The sequence below is a fragment of the Streptomyces decoyicus genome (genome assembly GCF_019880305.1).
Classification (GTDB): Bacteria; Actinomycetota; Actinomycetes; order Streptomycetales; family Streptomycetaceae; genus Streptomyces; species Streptomyces decoyicus.
Genome location: NZ_CP082301.1, coordinates 1619401 through 1640608, shown reverse-complemented (window position 1 = coordinate 1640608; position 21208 = coordinate 1619401). Strand labels below are relative to the sequence as shown.

General features: G+C 72.2%; 18 protein-coding genes. 15 read left to right on the top strand and 3 right to left on the bottom strand.

Features of this window, described 5'->3' with window-relative positions; translation table 11 throughout:
- The first annotated feature begins 45 nt into the window (after window positions 1–45).
- Window positions 46–1101 (top strand): LLM class F420-dependent oxidoreductase, encoded by a 1056-nt coding sequence (locus K7C20_RS07230; RefSeq protein WP_053208331.1) that lies wholly within the window; start codon window positions 46–48, stop codon window positions 1099–1101.
- 362 nt (window positions 1102–1463) lie between these two features.
- A complete protein-coding gene (locus K7C20_RS07225) occupies window positions 1464–2252 on the top strand; it encodes a hypothetical protein (protein WP_030086739.1) in 789 nt (262 codons plus the stop codon).
- Between the two features lie 52 nt (window positions 2253–2304).
- Here K7C20_RS07225 and corA read toward each other — a convergent pair whose 3' ends face one another.
- Window positions 2305–3300 carry a magnesium/cobalt transporter CorA gene (corA, locus tag K7C20_RS07220; RefSeq protein ID WP_030086737.1) on the bottom strand — a complete coding sequence of 332 codons (996 nt, stop codon included), beginning with the start codon at window positions 3298–3300 and terminating at the stop codon, window positions 2305–2307.
- Between the two features lie 59 nt (window positions 3301–3359).
- Between corA and K7C20_RS07215 the strand changes: the two genes are divergently transcribed.
- From K7C20_RS07215 to K7C20_RS07195, 5 genes are all read left to right on the top strand, one after another.
- Window positions 3360–4058: a histidine phosphatase family protein gene (locus tag K7C20_RS07215; RefSeq protein WP_030086735.1), complete on the top strand. Its 699-nt coding sequence runs from the start codon at window positions 3360–3362 to the stop codon at window positions 4056–4058.
- Between the two features lie 120 nt (window positions 4059–4178).
- Complete coding sequence (locus tag K7C20_RS07210; RefSeq protein WP_078952757.1) at window positions 4179–4769, top strand: DUF3090 domain-containing protein; 591 nt, start codon at window positions 4179–4181, stop codon at window positions 4767–4769.
- Window positions 4770–4774: 5 nt separating this feature from the next.
- Window positions 4775–5656 (top strand): SCO1664 family protein, encoded by an 882-nt coding sequence (locus K7C20_RS07205; RefSeq protein ID WP_030074437.1) that lies wholly within the window; start codon window positions 4775–4777, stop codon window positions 5654–5656.
- Between the two features lie 132 nt (window positions 5657–5788).
- On the top strand, window positions 5789–7018 hold the full coding sequence (gene mshC, locus K7C20_RS07200; protein WP_053208329.1) for a cysteine--1-D-myo-inosityl 2-amino-2-deoxy-alpha-D-glucopyranoside ligase: 1230 nt from the start codon (window positions 5789–5791) through the stop codon (window positions 7016–7018).
- Between the two features lie 187 nt (window positions 7019–7205).
- On the top strand, window positions 7206–10262 hold the full coding sequence (locus K7C20_RS07195) for an NPCBM/NEW2 domain-containing protein (RefSeq protein WP_030083969.1): 3057 nt from the start codon (window positions 7206–7208) through the stop codon (window positions 10260–10262).
- 106 nt (window positions 10263–10368) lie between these two features.
- Here K7C20_RS07195 and K7C20_RS07190 read toward each other — a convergent pair whose 3' ends face one another.
- The gene (locus K7C20_RS07190; protein WP_078952832.1) at window positions 10369–11490 is read right to left on the bottom strand and encodes a PAC2 family protein; all 1122 of its coding nucleotides are present in this window, start codon (window positions 11488–11490) and stop codon (window positions 10369–10371) included.
- 261 nt (window positions 11491–11751) lie between these two features.
- Here K7C20_RS07190 and K7C20_RS07185 point away from each other — a divergent pair, with 261 nt between their 5' ends.
- From K7C20_RS07185 to K7C20_RS07150, 8 genes are all read left to right on the top strand, one after another.
- The gene (locus K7C20_RS07185; RefSeq protein WP_030083965.1) at window positions 11752–13095 is read left to right on the top strand and encodes an enolase C-terminal domain-like protein; all 1344 of its coding nucleotides are present in this window, start codon (window positions 11752–11754) and stop codon (window positions 13093–13095) included.
- Window positions 13092–13892 (top strand): SDR family NAD(P)-dependent oxidoreductase, encoded by an 801-nt coding sequence (locus tag K7C20_RS07180; RefSeq protein ID WP_053208522.1) that lies wholly within the window; start codon window positions 13092–13094, stop codon window positions 13890–13892. The genes K7C20_RS07185 and K7C20_RS07180 overlap by 4 nt, the downstream gene beginning before the upstream one ends.
- Before the next feature lie 61 nt (window positions 13893–13953).
- Window positions 13954–14985 carry a sugar ABC transporter substrate-binding protein gene (locus K7C20_RS07175; protein WP_053208521.1) on the top strand — a complete coding sequence of 344 codons (1032 nt, stop codon included), beginning with the start codon at window positions 13954–13956 and terminating at the stop codon, window positions 14983–14985.
- A 2-nt stretch (window positions 14986–14987) separates the two neighbouring features.
- On the top strand, window positions 14988–16613 hold the full coding sequence (locus K7C20_RS07170) for a sugar ABC transporter ATP-binding protein (RefSeq protein WP_053208520.1): 1626 nt from the start codon (window positions 14988–14990) through the stop codon (window positions 16611–16613).
- On the top strand, window positions 16610–17641 hold the full coding sequence (locus K7C20_RS07165; RefSeq protein ID WP_030083958.1) for an ABC transporter permease: 1032 nt from the start codon (window positions 16610–16612) through the stop codon (window positions 17639–17641). Before K7C20_RS07170 ends, K7C20_RS07165 begins: the two co-directional genes overlap by 4 nt.
- An 8-nt stretch (window positions 17642–17649) precedes the next feature.
- A complete protein-coding gene (locus K7C20_RS07160) occupies window positions 17650–18651 on the top strand; it encodes an aldo/keto reductase (RefSeq protein ID WP_030083956.1) in 1002 nt (333 codons plus the stop codon).
- 23 nt (window positions 18652–18674) lie between these two features.
- Window positions 18675–19508 (top strand): amidohydrolase family protein, encoded by an 834-nt coding sequence (locus K7C20_RS07155; RefSeq protein ID WP_030083954.1) that lies wholly within the window; start codon window positions 18675–18677, stop codon window positions 19506–19508.
- 200 nt (window positions 19509–19708) lie between these two features.
- The gene (locus tag K7C20_RS07150; protein WP_053208519.1) at window positions 19709–20494 is read left to right on the top strand and encodes an SDR family NAD(P)-dependent oxidoreductase; all 786 of its coding nucleotides are present in this window, start codon (window positions 19709–19711) and stop codon (window positions 20492–20494) included.
- A gap of 27 nt (window positions 20495–20521) precedes the next feature.
- On the opposite strand, the gene K7C20_RS07145 is transcribed toward K7C20_RS07150, so the two are convergent.
- Window positions 20522–21193, bottom strand: a complete 672-nt coding sequence (locus tag K7C20_RS07145) for a FadR/GntR family transcriptional regulator (RefSeq protein ID WP_053208518.1) — start codon at window positions 21191–21193, stop codon at window positions 20522–20524.
- Window positions 21194–21208: the final 15 nt, after the last annotated feature.

Here is a 21208-nt window from a genome sequence, read left to right as displayed (position 1 = left end):
ACAGTCCCCGCAACAGCGACGTTACTGATGGGTAAGGGGAGCGGCATGAGGCTTGGCATCAACCTCGGCTACTGGGGCGCCGGGATGGACTCCGACAATCTCGCGGTGGCACAGGAGGCCGACCGCCTCGGCTACTCCGTCTGCTGGGCCGCGGAGGCCTATGGCTCCGACGCCGCCACCGTGCTCTCCTGGGTCGCGGCGCAGACCGAGCAGATCGACATCGGTTCGGCGATCTTCCAGATCCCGGCGCGTACGCCCGCGATGACCGCGATGACGGCCGCGACCCTGGACTCGCTCTCCGGCGGCCGCTTCCGGCTCGGCCTGGGCGTCTCGGGGCCGCAGGTCTCCGAGGGCTGGTACGGCGTCAAGTTCGACAAGCCGCTGGCGCGCACCCGCGAGTACGTGGACATCGTCCGCAAGGCCATGACGCGCGAGCGGCTGTCCTACCAGGGCGAGCACTGGACGCTGCCGCTGCCCGACGGCCCCGGCAAGCCGCTGAAGCTCACCGTGCACCCGCAGCGTGAACACATCCCGCTCTACATCGCCGCGATCGGCCCCAAGAACCTCCAGCAGACCGGTGAGATCGCCGACGGCGCGCTGCTGATCTTCCCCTCGGCCGACCACCTGGAGGAGACCGCGATCTCGCACCTCCGGGCCGGCCGGGAGAAGGCGGGCAAGACCCTGGACGGCTTCGACGTCTGTCCGACGCTGCCGCTGGCCGTCGGCGCGGACAAGGACATCAGCGCGCTGGCCGACATGTTCCGTCCGTACACCGCCCTGTACGTCGGCGGTATGGGCAGCCCGAAGCAGAACTTCTACAACCAGCTCGCACAGCGCATGGGCTACGGGAAGGAAGCCGCCGAGATCCAGGGCAAGTACCTGTCCGGCGACAAGGAAGGTGCCGCCGCCGCGATCCCGGAGCGGCTCATCGACCAGACCACGCTGCTCGGTTCCGTGGAGCGGATCGCCGAGCGGATGCAGGCCTACGCGGCGGCCGGAGTCACGACCCTGACGCTGGCCCCGGCGGGCTTCACCCTGGAAGACCGGCTGGCGTCGCTGCGGGCCGGTACCGAGGCCCTGGAGCGCGCCGGTCTGGCGTAGGGCCTCTCGTTCGGGTCAGACCGGGCTCGCGTGCCCCGGTCGCTGGTCCGGCCGGATTCAGGCGAAAGACCCTGGGTCACGGAGGCGGCGGCGTCCTCCGGGGGAGCCTGCCCGAAGGCCCCGCACCCGGCCCGGCGCCCGCGGCGCCGGGCCGGCGAGGCCCGCGGCCGTGGTGGGGGCTCGGGGGATCTTCCCCGCCACGGCCGTCACGCAGCACAACGCGGTGACGAGTGCGCGGGTTACGCCTTCCACCAGGACAGATATCGCCCGAACGGCCGTACGGGCCACCGCTGCGGTTGCCGCGCACGGCACACCCCATTTGACTTTTCCTTTACGGGTGTGTCCGTTCGGAGGTGGCGCAGATGTTCTCGGCCCGAAGCCTGTTCCAGGAGATCGTCGACAACGACGACTCCTACCGCCTGTTCTGCTCCATCGCGGCCAGCGGTGAGGCCCAGGGCGGCTGGGAGAACGGCAGGATCGCCGCCCTGATGCCCGCCTCCATGCGCGAGCTGGCCCCCAAGGTCACCCGGCACGGCGCCGACGAGGACAAGCACGGCCGGATCTTCCACGCCCTGCTGCGCAAGCGCGGCCTGACGCCGGCCGACGTCCCCGAGGAGACCGACTACACCGCGCTGCTGGAGCGGCAGGGCATCGGCCTGGCGCACGACAAGCTGCGCCGCGACGAGCCGCTCACCGAGCTCGACATCATCACCTACCTCGCCCACAGCCGGGTCACCGAACAGCGCGCCGCCGACCAGATGGTGATGCTCAACAAGCACTTCGGCCACCACCCCGAGGTGGGCAACGCGATCAAGGTGATCTCCCACGACGAGGACAACCACCTCGCGTACTGCCACGAGGAGCTGCTGCGGCTGGCCCGCCTCGGCCACGGCCGGGCCATCCAGCGGATCCTGCTCGACTGCGCGCACGCCGAGATCGTCGTCTACCGGGACGTCAGCCTGGCCGTGATGGACCACATGGGCCGCATTCTGCAGTGGCCGACGGCGAAATCCGCCGCGCTCACCGCCGGGATCCGGGCGATGTACGGGTATGAGCGGCTGGGCGGCTGGCGGCGGATGGTCAGCCTCCGGATGCCCGAGCGCCGGGATCCGCTGGGCGGCCCGGCCGCCTCGGCGCCGGAGTTCGCCTGAGTCGTCCGGCCGTCCAGCGGTCCGGCGCCTCCGCCCGTCCGGCCCCGCGGCGTCACAGCCAGCCGCGGCGCTTGAACAGCCGGTACAGCGACACCTCGATGATGACCATCACCAGCAGAATCGTCGGATAGCCCAGATGCCACTTCAGCTCCGGCATGTAGTCGAAGTTCATGCCGTAGATACCGGCGATCAGGGTCGGCACGGCCGCCAGCGCCGCCCAGGCCGAGATCTTGCGCATGTCGTCGTTCTGCCGTACGCCCATCTGCGCCAGATGGGCGGAGAGGATGTCCGAGAGCAGCCGGTCCAGGCCCTCCACCGACTCGTTGGCGCGGGTGAGATGGTCGTCGACATCTCGGAAGAAGGGCCGGGCGTGGTCGTGTACGAACGGCACCCCGGGACTCTGCAGGCGGGCCATCGGCTCCGCCAACGGGCCGGTCGCCCGGCGGAATTCGAGCACCTCGCGCTTGAACGCATAGATCTCGGCGGCGGTGTTCTTGGTGTCCCGGCCGCGTACCGGGGCGAACACCTCCGCCTCCAACTCCTCCAGATCCAGCTGGAGTTCGGCGGACACCTCGATGTAGTGGTCCACCACCGCGTCACTGACCGCGTACAGCACCGCCCCCGGACCGTGCCGCAGGATCTCCGGGTGCTCCTCCAGCCGGCGCCGCACCGTCGCCAGCGGGCTGGCCTCCCCGTGCCGGACGGTGACGACGAACGCCTCGCCCACGAAGACCATCAGCTCCGACGCGGTCACCGTGTCGGCCTGGTCGTCGTAGGTGATCGGCTTCAGCACCATGAACAGCGAGTCGTCATAGACCTCCAGCTTGGGCCGCTGGTGTGCCTTGAGCGCGTCCTCGACGGCCAGCGGGTGCAGCCCGAATTCGCTGCTGACGAGGACGAACTCCTCCTCCGTCGGCTCGTGCATCCCCAGCCACAGGAAGGCGTCCCCCTTGGCCCGCGCCTCCTCCAGCGCACGGGAGAAGTCGGTCGCACACTCGGCGCGGCGGCCGTCCCGGTAGATGGCGCTGTCCACGATCACACTTGGCATTCTCGCTCGTCGCAGCGTCACCTGCCAGGAACACCGGCAAGGAACGTAGGGTGGCGCTCATGCCCACGCTGATCCTGCTGCGGCACGGCCGCTCCACCGCCAACACCGCCGGAGTGCTCGCCGGACGGGCCCCCGGCGTCGCGCTCGACGAGCGTGGCGCCGCCCAGTCCGCCGCGCTGCCCGCACGGCTGTCCCAGGTGCCGCTGACCGCCGTCGTCTCCAGTCCGCTGCAGCGCTGCCGGGAGACCGTGGCGCCGCTGCTGGACGCCCGGCCGTGGCTCTCGCTGCACATCGAGGACCGGATCAGCGAATGCGACTACGGCGACTGGTCGGGCCGCAAACTCGCCGAACTGGGCGACGAGCCGCTGATGGAGGTCGTCCAGCAGCACCCGTCCGCTGCCGCCTTCCCCGGCGGCGAGTCGATGCGCGCGATGCAGGCCCGCGCGGTGGACGCGGTGCGAGACTGGAACGCCCGTATCGAGGAGGCGCACGGCCCCGAGGCGGCCTACGTCATGTGCTCGCACGGCGACATCATCAAATCCCTGGTCGCCGACGCGCTGGGCATGCACCTCGACCTCTTCCAGCGGATCTCCGTCGAGCCCTGCTCGGTCACCGCGATCCGCTACACCCGGCTGCGTCCCTACCTCGTACGGCTCGGGGACACCGGTGATTTCGGATCGCTCGCGCCCCGGGAGGACGGCGGCAGCCCGGCGGCCGAGCGGGACGCGGCAGTCGGCGGTGGTGCGGGAGCAGCGTGATCAGTCGGCGCAGTAGGGTGGTGCGACGGCGCTGCCCGCCACGCACCTGCGATCCGCGCAGTGACCGCAGGACGTGCAGCGACCGCAGTGACCCCGCAGTCGAGCAATCGGAGCAGGACGTTGTCCCGTCAGGTGTTCTTCTACGACGCGCCGGACCGCTTCGTGGCCGGTACGGTCGGGCTGCCTGGCCGCCGTAGCTTCTACCTCCAGGCCACCGCCTCCGGCCGCACCACCAGCGTCGCCCTGGAGAAGACCCAGGTCGCAGCCCTCGCCGAGCGGATCGACGAGCTGCTGGACGAGGTCGTGCGGCGCAGCGGCGGCAACGCCCCGGTGCCCGCCGTCTCGCCCACCGAGCTGACCGACACCGCCCCGCTGGAATCGCCCGTCGAGGAAGAGTTCCGGGTCGGCACGATGGCGCTCGCCTGGGACGGCGAGGACGAGCGGATGATCGTCGAGGCCCAGGCCCTGGTCGAGCTGGACGCGGACACCGACGAGGACCTCGCCGACGCCGAGGAGCGGCTGCTCCAGGACGACGAGAACGGCCCGCCGATGCTCCGGGTGCGCCTCACCGGAACCATGGCCAGGGCGTTCGCCAAGCGGGCGCTGGAAGTCGTGAACGCCGGCCGCCCGCCGTGCCCGCTGTGCAGCCTGCCGCTCGACCCGGAGGGACACGTATGCCCGCGCCAGAACGGATACCGACGGGACGCCTGAGCGCCATGGAGCCCGCAGTCGAGCCGGCCGCGCCGCTGCCCGGTCCCGCCGAGGCGCAGGAGCCGCCGACCGCACCGGAGACCGCCGCAGGCCTGCCGGACGCCGTGCTCGCCGACGGTGAGCTGACCGTACGCGGCCGCATCCAGGAGGCGTCCAACGCCGTGCTCTACTGCACGGTCGCCCACGACGGCCACACCGCCGCCTGCGTCTACAAGCCGGTCGCGGGCGAGCGCCCGCTGTGGGACTTCCCCGACGGCACGCTCGCCCAGCGCGAGGTCGCCGCGTACGAGGTCTCCCGCGCCTGCGGCTGGGATCTGATCCCCCCGACGGTGCTGCGCGAGGGCCCGTACGGCACCGGCATGGTCCAGGAGTGGATCGATCCGCCGGAGAACAGCGACGAGGTGCCCGAGTTGCTGGCGCTGGTGGAGGACGAGGAGCCGGGGCCCGGCTGGAAGGCGGTCGGCCTCGCGCAGATCGGTGAGGGCCGTACGGCGCTGTTGGTGCATGCCGACCATCCACGGCTGCGGCGGCTCGCGGTGCTCGACGCCGTGATCAACAACGGGGACCGCAAGGGCGGCCATCTGCTGCCGGGCGCCGGCGGACAGTTCTTCGCGATCGATCACGGCGTGACGTTCAACGCCGAGGACAAGCTGCGCACGCTCCTGTGGGGGTGGGCGGGGGAGCCGCTGACCGACGAGGCACTGGAGGCCCTGCGCGGCCTGGAGCGGGAACTGGCGGACGCCACGCCGCTCGCCGCCCGACTGGCCGAACTGATCACGGATGACGAGATCGACGCGCTGCGGGCGCGGGTGGCCGCACTGCTGAGCAGCGGCCGGCACCCGGAGCCGAGCGGCGAATGGCCCGCCATTCCCTGGCCGCCCGTGTGACCTCCGGGCGGGGCGCCGGGTGGCATCGCCGGACTTCCCTTGCATGTTCGGCCGCCGCGCACAAGACCGCCTTTCCGGCCAGACCTCTGATCCGGTTCGTATGCGGAACATCCGTCCGGTTAGGCTCAGGTCATGCATGCATGGCCCGCTTCTGAGGTCCCCGCCCTGCCTGGCCAGGGCCGCGACCTGAGGATCCACGACACCGCGACCGGCGGACGGGTAACCCTCGACCCCGGTCCCGTCGCCCGTATCTACGTCTGCGGCATCACGCCGTACGACGCCACCCACATGGGGCACGCGGCGACCTACAACGCGTTCGACCTCGTTCAGCGCGTGTGGCTCGACACGAAGCGCCAGGTTCACTACGTGCAGAACGTCACCGATGTCGACGATCCGCTGCTGGAGCGGGCCGTGGCCACCGGCGACGACTGGACGGCGCTCGCCGAGCGGGAGACCGCTCTCTTCCGCGAGGACATGACGGCCCTGCGGATGCTGCCGCCCCGCCACTACATAGGCGCCGTCGAGTCGATACCCGGCATCGTCCCGCTGGTGGAGCGGCTGCGCGAGGCCGGCGCCGCCTACGAGTTGGACGGTGACACCTACTTCTCCGTCGAGTCCGACGCGCACTTCGGCGAGGTGTCCGGCCTGGACGCCGCGGCGATGCGGCTGTTGTCCGCCGAGCGCGGCGGCGACCCGGAGCGCGAGGGCAAGAAGAACCCGCTCGACCCGATGCTGTGGATGGCCGCCCGTGACGGCGAGCCGAGCTGGGACGGCGCCTCGCTGGGCCGCGGCCGGCCCGGCTGGCACATCGAGTGTGTCGCCATCGCCCTGGACCACCTCGGCATGGGCTTCGACGTCCAGGGCGGCGGCTCCGACCTCGCCTTCCCGCACCACGAGATGGGCGCCTCGCACGCCCAGGCGCTCACCGGCGAGTACCCGTTCGCCAAGGCGTATGTGCACGCCGGGATGGTGGCCCTGAACGGCGAGAAGATGTCCAAGTCCAAGGGCAATCTCGTCTTCGTCTCCACGGTGCGGCGCGACGGGACCGACCCGGCGGCGATCCGTCTGGCGCTGCTCGCGCACCACTACCGCGCCAACTGGGAGTGGACCGACTCGGTGCTGACGGAGGCCGAGGAGCGGCTGGCGCGCTGGCGTGCCGCGGTCTCCCGTCCCGACGGCCCGTCCGCCGACGCGCTCCTGGAGGAGATCCGTACGGCGCTCGCCGACGACCTGGACTCCCCGGCCGCCCTCGCGGCCGTGGACCGCTGGGCCGCCGCGCAGGCGTCCGACGGCGGCACCGACGAGGGCGCCCCCGGCCTCGTCTCCCGCGCGGTCGACGCGCTCCTCGGCGTGGCCCTGTGACGGCAGCCCGCTGACCGACGCCTTCCGTCCTTCGGGGCGCTTCCGCCGAGTGGCGGGGGCGCCCCTTTCACTGCCCCGCTTTTACTGCCCCGCCCCGAACCCACCCCCGCCCCGCCGGCCAGAAGTCCAGCAACGGGACCCGAGAATCCATGGTCGCCGCGCCCGGCGGCGCGCTAGAGCTGCGGGCATGAGGAAACCAACAGGACTGCGGGCGGCGGTCGTTGCCGCGCTGCTGGGGCTCGCGGCGGCCGTCGCGGGGCCGGTGGGCAGCGTACGGGCCGACGGCCCCGCACCCGCACAGACCGTCGGCGACATCACCGGCTTCGCGGCGGACGGGCCCGTCTACCATCTGCACGCCGGCCGCGCCGAGGCCCGCGTCAGCTTCGTGACGGACCGCACCTTCCGCGTCGAACTCGCCCCGGACGGCGCGTTCTCCGACCCCACCGGCAAGGACATCGTGCTGCCCCAGGGCGCGCCGCCCGCCACCCACTGGCGGGACGCCGGGGACGCCTACGAACTCAGCACCTCCCAGGTCACCCTGAAGGCCTTCAAGGCGCCGCTGCGCTTCGAGCTGCGACGGGCCGACGGCTCGCTGGTGTGGTCCGAGGCGAAGGGGCTGAGCTGGGACGACAAGACCACCACCCAGGCCCTTGCGCGCGGCGCCGACGAGCAGTTCTACGGCGCCGGCATGCAGAACGGGCGCGGCAACACCTCACACCGCGGCCACACCGTCGAGGTCGGCGTCGACTACCACTGGGACGACGGCGGACACCCCAACTCCGTGCCGTTCTACCTCTCCTCCGCGGGGTACGGGGTCTTCCGCAACACGTACGCGCCCAACACCTACACCTTCGGCCAGCCGGTGACGACACGCGCGAAGGAACGGCGCTTTGACGCCTACTACTTCGCCGGGCCGAGTGCCAAGGACGTCATCGGCCAGTACACCTCGCTGACCGGAAAGCCCTTCCTGCCGCCGGTGTACGGCCTGGAGATCGGCGATTCGGACTGCTATCTGCACAATGCGAACCGGGGGGAGCGGCACACCCTGGACTCCTTGAAGACCGCCGACGGGTATGTGCAGCACGACCTGCCCAACGGCTGGATGCTGGTCAACGACGGCTACGGATGCGGCTACGAGAACCTCGCCGAGACCTCGAAGGGCCTCGGCGAGCGGAAGATGAAGCTCGGCCTGTGGACCGAGGACGGTATCGGCAAACTCGCCGACCAGGTCAAGGCCGGCCAGCGGATCGCCAAGCTGGATGTCGCCTGGGTCGGCGACGGCTACAAATTCGCGCTGGACGGCTGCAAGGACGCGTACCGGGGCATCGAGGACAACAGCGATGCGCGGGGCTTCACCTGGGCCCCGGAGAGCTGGTCGGGGGCCCAGCGCTGCGGTGTCCAGTGGTCCGGTGACCAGAGCGGCACCTGGGACTACATCCGCTGGCAGATACCGACCTACGCGGGCGCGACGCTGTCCGGCCTCGCCTACACGACCGGCGATGTGGACGGCATCTTCGGCGGCAGCGCCAAGACCTACGTCCGCGATCTGGAGTGGAAGTCCTTCCTCCCGGCGATGATGACGATGGACGGCTGGGCCGACAGCGACAAACAGCCCTATCGCCGCGGTGAGCCCTACACCTCCATCAGCCGGAAGTATCTGAAGCTGAAGGAGTCGCTGCTGCCGTACATGTACTCCTACGCGGCGGAGGCGACCCGGACCGGCGTGGGGCCGGTGCGCCCGTTGTCGCTGGAATACCCCGATGACCCGAAGGCCGCCACCGACGCCGCCAAGTACGAGTTCCTGACCGGCCGGGACTTCCTCGTCGCGCCCGTCTACCAGGACAGCGACACCCGCGACGGCATCTATCTGCCGAAGGGCACCTGGGTCGACTACTGGTCAGGGCGCACCTACCAGGGCCCGGTCACGGTCGACGGCTACAGCGCCCCGTTGGACACCCTGCCGCTGTTCGTCAAGGCCGGTGCCGCCGTGCCCATGTGGCCGGGCATCAGGTCGTACCAGGACCGGACGGCACACTCGCCGCTCGCCTGGGACATCTATCCGCAGGGCCGTTCCTCGTTCACGCTCTACGAGGACGACGGGGTGACCCGTGCGCACCGGGACGGCCACAGTGCCACCCAGCGGGTGCGGGTGGCGGCGCCGCGCTCCGGGGGCGGCGACGTACGGATCGACGTCGGCGCCTCCCGGGGCTCGTTCCGGGGCAAGCAGACCGCCCGGCCGTACCGCTTCACCGTGCACACCGGGGACGCGCCGCGCGGCGTCGCACTGGACGGCCGGGCGTTGAAGCGGCTGCCGTCCGCGGGCGCGTTCGAGGCGGCGCGGGAGGGCTGGTTCCACGACCCGGCCGACCGCGCGGGTGTCGTCCGGATCAAGACCGCCTCCCGCCCCACCGACCGCGCCTTCGGGCTGAAACTGACGGGCGCGAGCGCGGTCGGCGGCCGGACTCCGGGCGCGGGGGTCACGGTCACCTCACCGGGCGGCCAGGAGGTGACCAAGGGCGCGGTGACGACCGTACGGACGGCCGTCACCGCGGGAACCCGTACGGCACACGGGGTGTCGGTGTCGCTGTCCGCGCCGGAGGGCTGGACGGTCTCGGCGCCGGTGCGCCATGCACGGATCGCCGCCGGCACCACCCGGCGCGACGCGCTGACGCTCACCGCGCCCAAGGATGCCAGGAGCGCCGACCCGGTCACGGTCACCGCGACCGTCCGCTACCGCTCGGCCGGTGCGCCGCGGACGGCGGTGCACCGCTTCGAGGTGCGGCCCGTACCGCCGGCGCCGGCCGAGGACACCTGGGCGAGTGATCTGGAGTGGCTGAGCGAAGCCAATGGGTACGGGCCGGCCGAACGCGACCGCAGCAACGGGGAGTCGGGGGCGTCGGACGGCCATCGGCTCACCCTCGCCGGGAAGACGTACGACAAGGGCATCGGGACACACGCCGACTCGGACCTGGAGTTCTTCACCGGCGGGCGCTGTACGTCCTTCACCGCGGACGCCGGGATCGACGACGAGATCGCCGACTACGGGGAGGCCGCCTTCTCCGTGGAGGCGGACGGCAAGGTGCTGTGGGCCTCACCGAAGCTGACCGGGAAGTCGGCGCCGGTGGCGGTGGAGGTGCCGCTCGGCGGGGCCCGGCACGTCCGGCTCAAGGTGACCGATACGGACGGCAAGAAGTCCGGCGATCACGGCGACTGGGCGGGGGCGCGCTTCCACTGCTCGGGATGACCGGGGCCCGCACCGGGCGGGCGGTGTGACGCACGGGCGCCGGACCGGCTCGATGGCCGGTCCGGCGCCCATGGTGTGCTGGTGCGCTGTGGTGCGCTCCGCGCCCTCAGCTGCCGGTGTCCTCCGGGTCGTCCTCCGGCTTCGGGGAATCGGCGGAGCCGGCGGAGTCCGGGCCACCTGAGGGGTCGGCAGCGTCCGCGGAGCCCTTGCCCGCGTCCTTCGGTCCCGTACCCGTCTCGTCGCCGGGCTTCGGCTCGCGCGGCTCCTTGGACACCGGGCGGGGCGGGCGGGTGCGGCCGCTGGGGGAGTCGCGGAGGTAGGAGCTGTCGCGTCCTTCCGTGAGCCCGCCTTCGGTCGCCACGCCGGGACCGGCCTGGGGGTCACGGCGGCGCAGATAGCGCTCGAACTCGCGGGCGATGGCCTCGCCGGACGCCTCCGGGAGGTCCGCGGTGTCCCGCGCCTCCTCCAGCGACTGGACGTACTCGGCGACCTCGCTGTCCTCGGCCGCCAGCTGGTCCACGCCCAGCTGCCAGGCGCGCGCGTCCTCGCTCAGCTCACCGAGCGGGATACGGACGTCGAGGAGGTCCTCCAGGCGGTTGAGCAGGGCGAGGCTGGCCTTCGGGTTGGGCGGCTGGGACACGTAGTGCGGCACCGCCGCCCACAGGCTCACCGCGGGGACGCCCGCGTGGGTGCAGGCTTCCTGGAGGATGCCGACGATGCCCGTCGGGCCTTCGTAGCGGGACTCCTCCAGATCCAGCCGGCGGGCGAGATCCGCGTCGGATGTCACCCCGCTGACCGGGACCGGGCGGGTGTGCGGGGTGTCGCCGAGCAGCGAGCCCAGCACCACCAGCATCTCCACGCCCAACTCATGGGCGAAGCCCAGGATTTCGTTGCAGAACGAGCGCCAGCGCATGCTGGGCTCGATACCGCGGACCAGGACGAGATCGCGGGTCCGCCCCTTGCCGTTCGGGTCGCCGACGCGGACGACGGAGAGCCGGGTCGTCGGCCAGGTGATCTTGCGTACGCCGCCGTCCAGGAAGACGGTGGGACGGTTCACCTGGAAGTCGTAGTAGTCCTCCGCGTCCAGCGCGGCGAAGACCTCGCCCTTCCATTCCCGGTCCAGATGTGCGACCGCGGCGGAGGCGGCGTCGCCGGCGTCGTTCCAGCCTTCGAACGCGGCCACCATGACCGGGTCGATCAGCTCGGGCACCCCCTCGAGCTCGATCACCCAGCGCCTCCTTCCGACCGGTCCGGCCGCCTGGGGCGGCTGCCGGCAGCAGTTCCATTACGTGCGTTCCCCAGACTACGGCGTCCGTGGTGCCGGTCCGCAGCCCCTTTGCGTGAAGGGGTCGCGATTCATCCGATCTGTTGCGGGGGCTGTTCGGTCAACTTCCGTACGGGGTCTGGACGCTGCCTTGGCGGCGGGTCTATACATCGGATGACCCGGAAAGGTCCGATGTTCTTCCGCAACATCCCAGGGGGCATGCGCATGGCTGTGACCGACACCGTCACCGGGCTCGAGGTCCACGACGTCCGCTTCCCCACCTCGGAGCAGCTCGACGGCTCGGACGCCATGAACCCGGACCCCGACTACTCCGCCGCCTACGTCGTGCTGCACTCCGCCGGCGGACCTCCGGGACACGGCCTCTGCTTCACGATAGGACGCGGCAACGATGTCATGGCCGCCGCGATCCGGTCCCTCGCGCCGTACGTCGTCGGCCGCCCCGTGCCCGTCACCGCCGCCGCGCTCGCCGCACTGCACCACGACCTCACCCACGACTCCCAGCTGCGCTGGCTCGGCCCCGAAAAGGGCGTGATGCAGATGGCGGCCGGCGCCGTGATCAACGCCGCCTGGGACCTGGCCGCCGCCCGGGCCGGCCTGCCGGTCTGGGAGTTCCTCGCCGCGCTGACGCCCGAGGAACTGGTCTCCCTCGTCGACTTCCGCTACCTCTCGGACGCCCTGACCCCCCACGAGGCGCTGGCCATCCTGCGCGCCGCCGCCCCGGGCCGGGCCGAGCGCGCCGCCCGCCTCAAGGCCGAGGGCTACCCCGCCTACACCACCTCGCCCGGCTGGCTCGGCTACGACGACAGCAAACTGGTGCGGCTGGCGAAAGAGGCGGTGGCCGACGGCTTCGGGCAGATCAAGCTGAAGGTGGGGGCCGACCTCGACGACGACAGACGGCGGATGCGGCTGGCGAGGGACGCGGTCGGCCCCGGCGTACGGATCGCCGTCGACGCCAACCAGCGCTGGGACGTGGCCGAGGCGGTCCGCTGGATGACCGAACTCGCGCCGTACGCCCCGCACTGGATCGAGGAACCGACCAGCCCGGACGACGTCCTGGGGCATGCCGCGGTGCGCTCGGGCCAGCCCGTGAAGGTCGCCACCGGCGAGCACGTCGCCAACCGGGTGGTCTTCAAACAGCTGCTCCAGGCCGGCGCCGTGGACTTCGTCCAGATCGACGCGGCGCGGGTGGCCGGGGTCAACGAGAACCTCGCGATCCTCCTGCTGGCCGCGAAGTACGGCGTACCGGTGTGCCCGCACGCGGGCGGGGTCGGGCTGTGCGAGCTGGTGCAGCATCTGGCGATGTTCGACTACGTCGCGGTGTCCGGCAGTTGGGAGGACCGGGTGATCGAGTACGTCGACCATCTGCACGACCACTTCAGCGATCCCGTCGTCGTCGAGCGCGGCCGCTACCGCGCCCCGACCGCGCCCGGCTTCTCGGCCCGGATGAAGCCCGCGTCGGTCGCCGCCCACCGTTTCCCCGACGGGCCCGTGTGGCGTGCCCGTCAGCCCCCGCAGAGCCGGCACGGCGAACAGGAGGTCCCCGCATGAGTTCCGGACCGCACCACGGCCGGCCGCCGGCCGACTTCGAGGGGATGACCGCACTCGTCACCGGCGGCGGCTCCGGCATCGGAGCGGCCACTGCCGCCCTGCTGCTGGCGCGCGGCGCCAAGGTCGCCGTCCTCGACCGTGACCCCTCCGGCGCGCCCGCCGGGACCATCCAGGTCAAGGGCGATGTCACCTCCGACGCCGCGGTACGCGCCGCCGTCGCCGAAGCGCTGGGGGAGCTGGGCGGCGCCCTGCACACCCTCGTCGGCAATGCCGGCATCGGCGCCGTCGGCACCGTCGAGGACAACGACGACGGGGAGTGGAGCCGGGTCCTGGACGTGAACGTGCTGGGCCTGGTGCGCACCGCCCGCGCCGCGCTCCCGGCGCTGCGCCGTGCCGCCGCCGACGCCCCGGGCCGGGTCTCCCTCACCCACACCTGCTCCATCGCCGCCACCGCCGGTCTGCCGCAGCGCGCGCTCTACAGCGCCAGCAAGGGCGCGGTCCTCTCGCTGACCCTCGCGATGGCCGCCGACCACCTCCGTGAGGGCATCCGCGTCAACTGCGTCAATCCGGGCACCGCCGACACCCCGTGGGTCGGCCGGCTGCTGGACCGGGCCGACGACCCGGCCGCCGAACGCGCCGCCCTCCACGCCCGCCAGCCGATGGGCCGGATGGTCACCGCCGACGAAGTGGCCGCCGCCATCGCCTCGTTGGCGTCCCCGGCCGCCTCCGGCATCACGGGGACGGCGCTCGCCGTGGACGGGGGAATGCACGGGCTGCGGCTGCGGCCCGCCACCTGACCGGCCACGACCCGTACAGCGCCCCGCATCCCAGCCGCACACCACGACCGAGGGACCACCCATGAGACTGCGTACGACCGGCGCGGCGGCCTGCGCCGCGGTGCTCGCCACCGCCGCGCTGGCCGGCTGCAACCGCGGCAGCAGCGCCGCGGGCGGCAAGATCGGCATCGACATGCCCCGTACGGACACCGACTTCTGGAACTCCTACCAGCAGTACCTCGAAAAGGACCTGGACCACGGCGGACCGGCCGCGCTGCCGCTGTCCAACTCGCAGAACGACATCGCCAAGGTCGTCTCCAATGTGCAGGCGCTGACCGACCAGGGTGCCAAGGCGATCGTGGTGGCACCGCAGGACACCGGCGCCATCGCCGCCGCACTACAGCGCCTGGAGCAGAAGAAGATCCCGGTGGTGAGCGTCGACACCCGCCCCGACGAGGGCAAGGTCTACATGGTCGTACGCGCCGACAACCGCGCCTACGGCGAGAAGTCCTGCGACTACCTCGGCAGAAAACTGGGCGGCAGGGGCCGGGTCGCCGAACTCCAGGGCGACCTCAGCTCGATCAACGGCCGGGACCGCTCCGAGGCGTTCGCGGCGTGCATGAAGAAGAAGTTCCCGAAGATCACCGTGCATGAGCTGGCCACCGACTGGAAGGGCGAGGTCGCCTCCGGCAAGCTCCAGAGCCTGCTCGCCCAGCACCCGGACCTCGACGGCATCTATATGCAGGCCGGCGGCGCCTTCCTCCAGCCGACGCTCGCCCTCCTGGAACAGAAGAAGCGCCTGAAGCCGGCCGGCTCCGACGGGCACATCACCATCATCTCCAACGACGGCATCTCGGACGAACTGGACGCGATCCGCGCCGGAAAGATCGACGCCACCCTCTCCCAGCCCGCCGACCTCTACGCCAAGTACGCCCTGTACTACGCCAGGGCCGGCCTGGAGGGGAAGACCTTCAAGCCGGGGCCCACCGACCACGGCTCCACCATCGTGAAGATCAAGAACGGTCTGGAGGACCAGCTGCCCGCGCCCCTGGTCACCAAGGACACCGTCGACGACAGGAAACTGTGGGCCAACCAGCTCGAGAAGAAGAAGTAACGGTGGAGACGGACGACCGCACGGCGGCGGTGCACGCCGAGGGAATCGTCAAACGCTACGGTCCCACCGTCGCCCTCGACGGCGCCCGGCTGACCGTACGGCCCGGGGAGGCGCACGCCCTGGTGGGCCGCAACGGGGCCGGCAAGTCCACCCTGGTGTCCGTGCTGACCGGCATGGCACGCCCGGATGCCGGCCGGGTCACCTTCGGCGGCGAGCCCGCGCCCGGCTGGGGTGACACCGTGGCCTGGCAGCGCAAGGTCGCCTGCGTGTACCAGAAGTCGATGACCGTGCCGGAGCTGACCGTCGCGGAGAACCTCTATCTGAACCGTTTCCAGGGCGAGCGCACCATCCGCTGGCGGGCGCTGCGTGAGCGGGCCCGCGAGCTGCTCGCCGGATACGGCGTCGAGGTCGACCCGGCCGCCCGGATCAAGGAACTCGGCGTCGAGCAGCGGCAGTTCGTGGAGATCGCCCGCGCGCTGTCCTTCGGCGCCCGGCTGATCATCCTCGACGAGCCCACCGCCCGGCTGGACGCCGGCGGGATCGACCGGCTTTTCGGCAAACTGCGTGCACTGCGCGCCCAGGGCGTGGCCTTCCTGTTCATCTCGCACCACCTCCAGGAGGTCCACGAACTGTGCGACACCGTCACCGTCTTCCGTGACGCCCGGCATGTACTGACCGCGCCCGTCCCCGGGCTGGCCAAGGACGCGCTGGTGGCGGCGATGACCGGCGAGCAGGCGGCGCCCGCGCGGCAGCCGCGGCCGGGGGCGCGCCCGGCGGGCGAGCCGGTGCTGCGGACCCGGGGGCTGTCCGCCGAAGGGCACTTCGCACCGCTCGACCTGACCGTACGGGCCGGTGAGGTGGTGGGGCTCGCGGGCGCCACGGCCAGCGGGAACACCGTGATCGGCGAGACGCTGGCGGGGCTGCGGGCCCCGGACGGCGGCCGGATCGCGGTACGCGGGCGGCCGGTCCGTACCGGCAGCGTGCCGCACGCCCTCGCCGCGGGCATCGGCTACGTCCCCGAGGACCGGCACCGCGAGGGGCTCGTCCCGGGCCGCAGCGTCGCCGAGAACGCCACCCTCACCGTCGCCGACCAGCTCGGGCCGCTGGGCACCGTACTGCCCTCCCGGACCCGCGCCTTCGCCCGGCGGATGATCGCGTCACTGGACATCAGGACGACCGGGCCGGGCCAGCCGGTGTCCGGGCTCTCCGGCGGCAACCAGCAGAAGGTCGTGATCGCCCGCGCGCTGGCCCGCGAGCCCGCCGTGCTGGTCGCCGTCCGGCCCACCAACGGCGTCGACGTGAAGTCGAAGGACGCGCTGCTGGGCGTCGTACGGGCGGTCGCGGACGGCGGCAGCGGCGCCGTGATCGTCTCCGACGAGCTGGACGATCTGCGGATCTGTGACCGGGTGCTGGCGGTCTTCCACGGCCGGGTGACCGCCGAATTCGCCGCCGGCTGGCGCGACCACGAACTGGTCGCCGCGATGGAGGGCATGGCGGCCGGCGCCGAGGACGCCCCGCCGGGCAGCACGGGCGCCGCCGAGGACGCCCGGCCCGGCGCGGCCGGCGCCGGCCGGGCACCCGCACCGGACCTCCGTACGACGCAAGGAACGGAAGGAACCGCGCCATGACCGAGACCGCAACGCCGTCGGCCACCGACGCGGTGGACGGCCCGCCGCGCAGCCGGCCCCGGATCGATCCGGCCCGCTGGCGGGACTTCTCCCTGGTGCCGGTGATCTTCGTGCTGGGCGTCATCGGCTTCATCGTGTCGCCCGCGTTCCTCACCCAGGACAACCTCGTCGGCGTCATCCAGCAGTCCACGGAACTGGGTCTGCTGGTGCTCGGCGAGGCGCTGATCCTCATCAGCGGGCGGATGGACCTGTCGCTGGAGTCCACCATCGGGCTGGCCCCGGTGGTGGCCCTGTGGCTGGTGATGCCCGCCCACGGCGCCCGCTTCGCCGGGCTGGAACTCCTCCCCGCCTGGACGGCGGTCCCGCTCTGCCTGGCCGTGGGCGCGGCGATCGGCGCCGCCAACGGCTTTCTCATCCTCACCCTGCGGGTCAACGGCTTCATCGCCACCCTCGGCATGCTCACCATGCTCCGCGGCCTGCAAGTGGGCATCTCCGAGGGCCAGTCCCTCGGCAATGTCCCGGAATCCTTCGCCTACTTGGGCAAGGCCGACTGGCTCGGCATCCCGGCCGCCGTCTGGATCTGCCTCGCCCTCTTCGGGCTCGGCGGCGCGGCTCTCGGCTACCTCCGGCACGGGCGGGCGCTGTACGCCATCGGCGGCAACCCGGAGGCGGCCCGCGCGGCCGGCGTACGGGTGGACCGCATCACCTGGATCGTGCTGGCCGTCGGCGGGGTGCTCGCCGCCTTCGCGGGCATCCTCTACACCGGCCACTACGGCGCGGTCTCCGCGAGCCAGGGCAACGGCTGGATCTTCCAGGTGTTCGCCGCCGCGGTGATCGGCGGCATCAGCCTCAAGGGCGGCCGGGGCACCCTCTTCGGCGCGCTCACCGGCGTCCTCACCCTCCAGCTCGTCATCAATGTGATGACCCTGGGCGGCGTGCCACCGCTGTGGACCCAGTTCCTCAACGGCATGATCATCATCATCGCGCTGGTCATCTCCCGCTTCACCAGCGGCGAGAAGCAGGACTGAGGTGCTGCATGAGTCATCCCCCGTACGGCCCACGGGAGTTGGGGCGGACCGGCGTCACCGTCCCGCCCCTGGGCCTGGGCTGCGCCCCGCTCGGCAACCTCTACCGCGCGATCCCCGAGGAGCAGGCCCGGCACGTCGTCCACACCGCCCTCGCCACCGGCGCCGGCTACTTCGACACCGCGCCGCACTACGGCGTCGGGCTGTCCGAGGAGCGCCTCGGCCGGGCGCTGCGCGGCCGCGACCGGGCCGGCTACACCCTTTCCACCAAGGTCGGCCGGCGGCTGCGCCCGCTCGCGCCGGGGGAGCGGGCGGCCGGTGAGGGCTTTGTCGGCACCCCCGCACGGGCCCGGGTGCGGGACCTCTCCCGCGACGGTATCCGCGCCACGCTGGACGCGTCCCTGGAGCGGCTCGGTGTGGACGCCGTCGACATCGTCTATCTGCACGACGTCGAGGACCACCTGCGCGAGGTGTACGAGACCGGCTTCCCGGCCCTCGCCGAGCTGCGCGCCCAGCACGTGGTGCGCGCCATCGGCTTCGGCATGAACCACAGCGATGTGCTGGCCCGCCTGGTCGCCGGCCTGGACGTGGATGTGGTGCTCTGCGCCGGCCGCTGGACCCTGCTGGAGCGCACCGCCTTCGACGATCTGCTGCCGGAGTGCGAGCGCCGCGGCACCTCGGTGGTCGTCGGCGGCGTCTACAACTCCGGTCTGCTGGCCGACCCGTCACCCGGAGCGCCGTACAACTACGCACCCGCGCCCGCCGCCCTCGTGGAGCGGGCTCGTCAACTTGCCGCCGTCTGCGCGCAGTTCGATGTTCCCCTCAAGGCCGCCGCGCTCCGCTTCCCCTTCGGGCACCGCAGCGTCGCCTCCGCCGTCGTCGGCGCCGCCACCCCCGAGGAGATGGCCGAGAACGCCGCACTGTTCACCCATGACATCCCGGACGAGCTGTGGCATACGCTCGTCGCCCGCGGCCTGCTCGACCCCGATCTGCCGCTGCCCCTGCACCACTGAGCCCGACCCGGAGCGCGCCACTGATGCGTATCGACGCCCATCACCATCTGTGGGATCTGAGCCGGCGCGAACAGCCGTGGATGAACGGGCCGTGGGCCGATCCGATCCGCCGCAGTTATGCGCTGACCGACCTCACTCCGCATCTGACCGCGCACGGCGTCGACGCCACGATCCTCGTCCAGTCGTCGTCCTCGTACGAGGAGACCGCCGAACTGCTCACCCTGGCCGCGGGGGAGGGCCCGGTCGCCGGAGTCGTCGGCTGGGCCGATCTGCCCGATCCCGCGCTCACGGAGGTCCTCGCGGCGCTGCCCCCCGGGCTGGTCGGCGTCCGGCATCAGGTGCAGGACGAACCGGACCCCGACTGGCTCGTCCGGCCGGAGGTGCTCCGGGGGCTGGGCATGCTGGCCGACGCCGGCCTGGTCTACGACCTGCTGGTCACCCCGCGCGAACTGCCCGCCGCACAGACCGCGGTACGCGCCGTGCCGCGGCTGTCCTTCGTGCTGGACCACGCGGCCAAACCGGCCGTCGCCGCGGGGGACTGGCAGCCCTGGGCGGACGCCGTCACCGCGCTCGCCGGCCTGCCGAACGTCAGCTGCAAGCTGTCCGGGCTGGTCACCGAGGCCGACTGGGACGCCTGGCGGCCGCAGCAGATCCTCCCCTACGCCCGGCACGTCCTGGAGGCCTTCGGACCCGGCCGGGTGATGTTCGGCTCCGACTGGCCGGTGTGCACGCTGGCCGCCGGCTACGAGGACGTCGTGGCGCTCGCGCAGTCGGCCACCGGCCACCTCGGGACGGTGGAACGGTCGGATGTCTTCGGGGGAACGGCCGGGCGGGTCTACGGAGTCGGGGCCTCGTAGCCGCAGGGCCCCCGGCCCCGCCGATGCGGCGTCCGGATTCCGCCAGCTTCGGATCGCGCCGCGCCGGAGGATCGAGTCATACCGCGGAGAACACCGGCACAGCGGTGCACCTCCGGCGGACTCCAGCCGGCTCCGTACGCCTGCGGACAGCTGCGTACGGCTGCGGACGACAACGGATGACTCGACACAAAGGTGATGACATGACGGCGACCGTGATGACGGCGACGACTGCGGCGGCGAACGGCACCCGGCCCCTCACCGGCAAGGTGGCCCTGGTGACCGGCGGCAGCCGGGGCATCGGCGAGGCGACGGCGCTGCGGCTGGCCGCCGACGGCGCGGCGGTGGCCCTGACCTACCTGAGCCGGCAGGACCAGGCCGAGCAGGTGGTCAAGGAGATCGAGCGGGGCGGCGGACAGGCCTGGGCGGTACGGGCCGACAGCGCTGACGCGGAGGCGGTGCGGTTCTCGGTGGCCGCCACCGTCGAACGGTTCGGGCGGCTGGACATCCTGGTGAACAACGCGGGCACCGGCGTGATGGGCCCCTTCGAGGGGATCTCCCTCGACGATGTCGACCGGGTGCTGCGGACCAATGTCCGGGGGCCGTTCCTGGCGGCGCAGGCCGCGGCCGCGCATCTGGCCGAGGGCGGCCGGATCATCTCCATCGGCAGCTGCATGGCCGAGCGGGTCGCCTTCCCCGGCGGCACCCTCTACGCCACCAGCAAGGCCGCCCTCACCGGCCTGACCCGGACCCTGGCCAAGGAGCTGGGGCCGCGCGGCATCACCGCCAACCTCGTCACGCCGGGTCCCATCGACACCGAGATGAACCCGGCCGACGGCGAGAGCGCGGAGATGCAGGCCGGGCTCACCGCCCTGGGGGCGTACGGCCAGGCCCGGGATGTCGCGGCGACCGTGGCCCATCTGGCGGGCGAGGGCGGCCGCTACATCACCGGCGCCTCGATCGCGGTGGACGGCGGGTTCGCGGTCTGACCGGCGGCGCGGCGGCGGGCGCGGACCTCACAGCGACGAGCGCAACCACTGCTCCACGCTGGCGATATGGACCGTGGCCCACGCCCGCGCCGCCTCCGCGTCCCGGTCGCGCAGCGCGCCGAGGATCGCGCGGTGTTCGGTGAGGGTGCGGGCCACCGCGTCCTTCTGGGTCAGCCCCCGCCAGACCCTGGCCCGGGTGGTCGGTCCGGACAGCCCGTCCAGCAGCGAGCAGAGCACGGAGTTGCCGGACGCCGCGACGATCCCGCGGTGGAACTCCAGATCGGCGGCGACCAGGTCCTCGACCGAAGGTCTGGGCCCCAGCGCGTCCAACTGGGCCTCCAGGGAATCCAGTTCCGCCGGGCCTATCCGGCCGGCCGCCATCGCCGTGGCGGCCGGCTCCAGGATCCGGCGGACGGCGAGGAACTCCAGCACCGTGTCATCGCGGTGGAAGTCCACCACGAAGCTCATGGCCTCCAGCAGCAGTTGCGGATCGAGGCTGGTGACGTACGTACCGTCGCCCTGGCGCACGTCCAGGATGCGGATGAGGGACAGTGCGCGCACCGCCTCGCGCAGCGAGTTGCGGGACAGGCCGAGCTCGGCCGCCAGCTCGCTCTCCTTCGGCAGCCGGTCGCCCGGCCGCAGCGCGCCGGAGACGATCATGCCCTTGATCTTCTCGATGGCCTCGTCGGTGACCGCCATGCCGACCTCCCCGCT

What these genes read in the sequence shown, in the direction of transcription:
- mshC (WP_053208329.1), top strand. Translation starts at nt 5,789, where the DNA reads ATGCATGCATGGCCCGCTTCTGAGGTCCCCGCCCTGCCTGGCCAGGGC.
- K7C20_RS07195 (WP_030083969.1), top strand. Translation starts at nt 7,206, where the DNA reads ATGAGGAAACCAACAGGACTGCGGGCGGCGGTCGTTGCCGCGCTGCTG.
- K7C20_RS07185 (WP_030083965.1), top strand. Translation starts at nt 11,752, where the DNA reads ATGGCTGTGACCGACACCGTCACCGGGCTCGAGGTCCACGACGTCCGC.
- K7C20_RS07150 (WP_053208519.1), top strand. Translation starts at nt 19,709, where the DNA reads ATGACGGCGACCGTGATGACGGCGACGACTGCGGCGGCGAACGGCACC.
- K7C20_RS07145 (WP_053208518.1), bottom strand. Translation starts at nt 21,193, where the DNA reads ATGGCGGTCACCGACGAGGCCATCGAGAAGATCAAGGGCATGATCGTC.
- K7C20_RS07205 (WP_030074437.1), top strand. Translation starts at nt 4,775, where the DNA reads ATGGAGCCCGCAGTCGAGCCGGCCGCGCCGCTGCCCGGTCCCGCCGAG.
- K7C20_RS07225 (WP_030086739.1), top strand. Translation starts at nt 1,464, where the DNA reads ATGTTCTCGGCCCGAAGCCTGTTCCAGGAGATCGTCGACAACGACGAC.
- K7C20_RS07180 (WP_053208522.1), top strand. Translation starts at nt 13,092, where the DNA reads ATGAGTTCCGGACCGCACCACGGCCGGCCGCCGGCCGACTTCGAGGGG.
- K7C20_RS07165 (WP_030083958.1), top strand. Translation starts at nt 16,610, where the DNA reads ATGACCGAGACCGCAACGCCGTCGGCCACCGACGCGGTGGACGGCCCG.
- K7C20_RS07155 (WP_030083954.1), top strand. Translation starts at nt 18,675, where the DNA reads ATGCGTATCGACGCCCATCACCATCTGTGGGATCTGAGCCGGCGCGAA.
- K7C20_RS07215 (WP_030086735.1), top strand. Translation starts at nt 3,360, where the DNA reads ATGCCCACGCTGATCCTGCTGCGGCACGGCCGCTCCACCGCCAACACC.
- K7C20_RS07230 (WP_053208331.1), top strand. Translation starts at nt 46, where the DNA reads ATGAGGCTTGGCATCAACCTCGGCTACTGGGGCGCCGGGATGGACTCC.
- K7C20_RS07160 (WP_030083956.1), top strand. Translation starts at nt 17,650, where the DNA reads ATGAGTCATCCCCCGTACGGCCCACGGGAGTTGGGGCGGACCGGCGTC.
- corA (WP_030086737.1), bottom strand. Translation starts at nt 3,300, where the DNA reads ATGCCAAGTGTGATCGTGGACAGCGCCATCTACCGGGACGGCCGCCGC.
- K7C20_RS07175 (WP_053208521.1), top strand. Translation starts at nt 13,954, where the DNA reads ATGAGACTGCGTACGACCGGCGCGGCGGCCTGCGCCGCGGTGCTCGCC.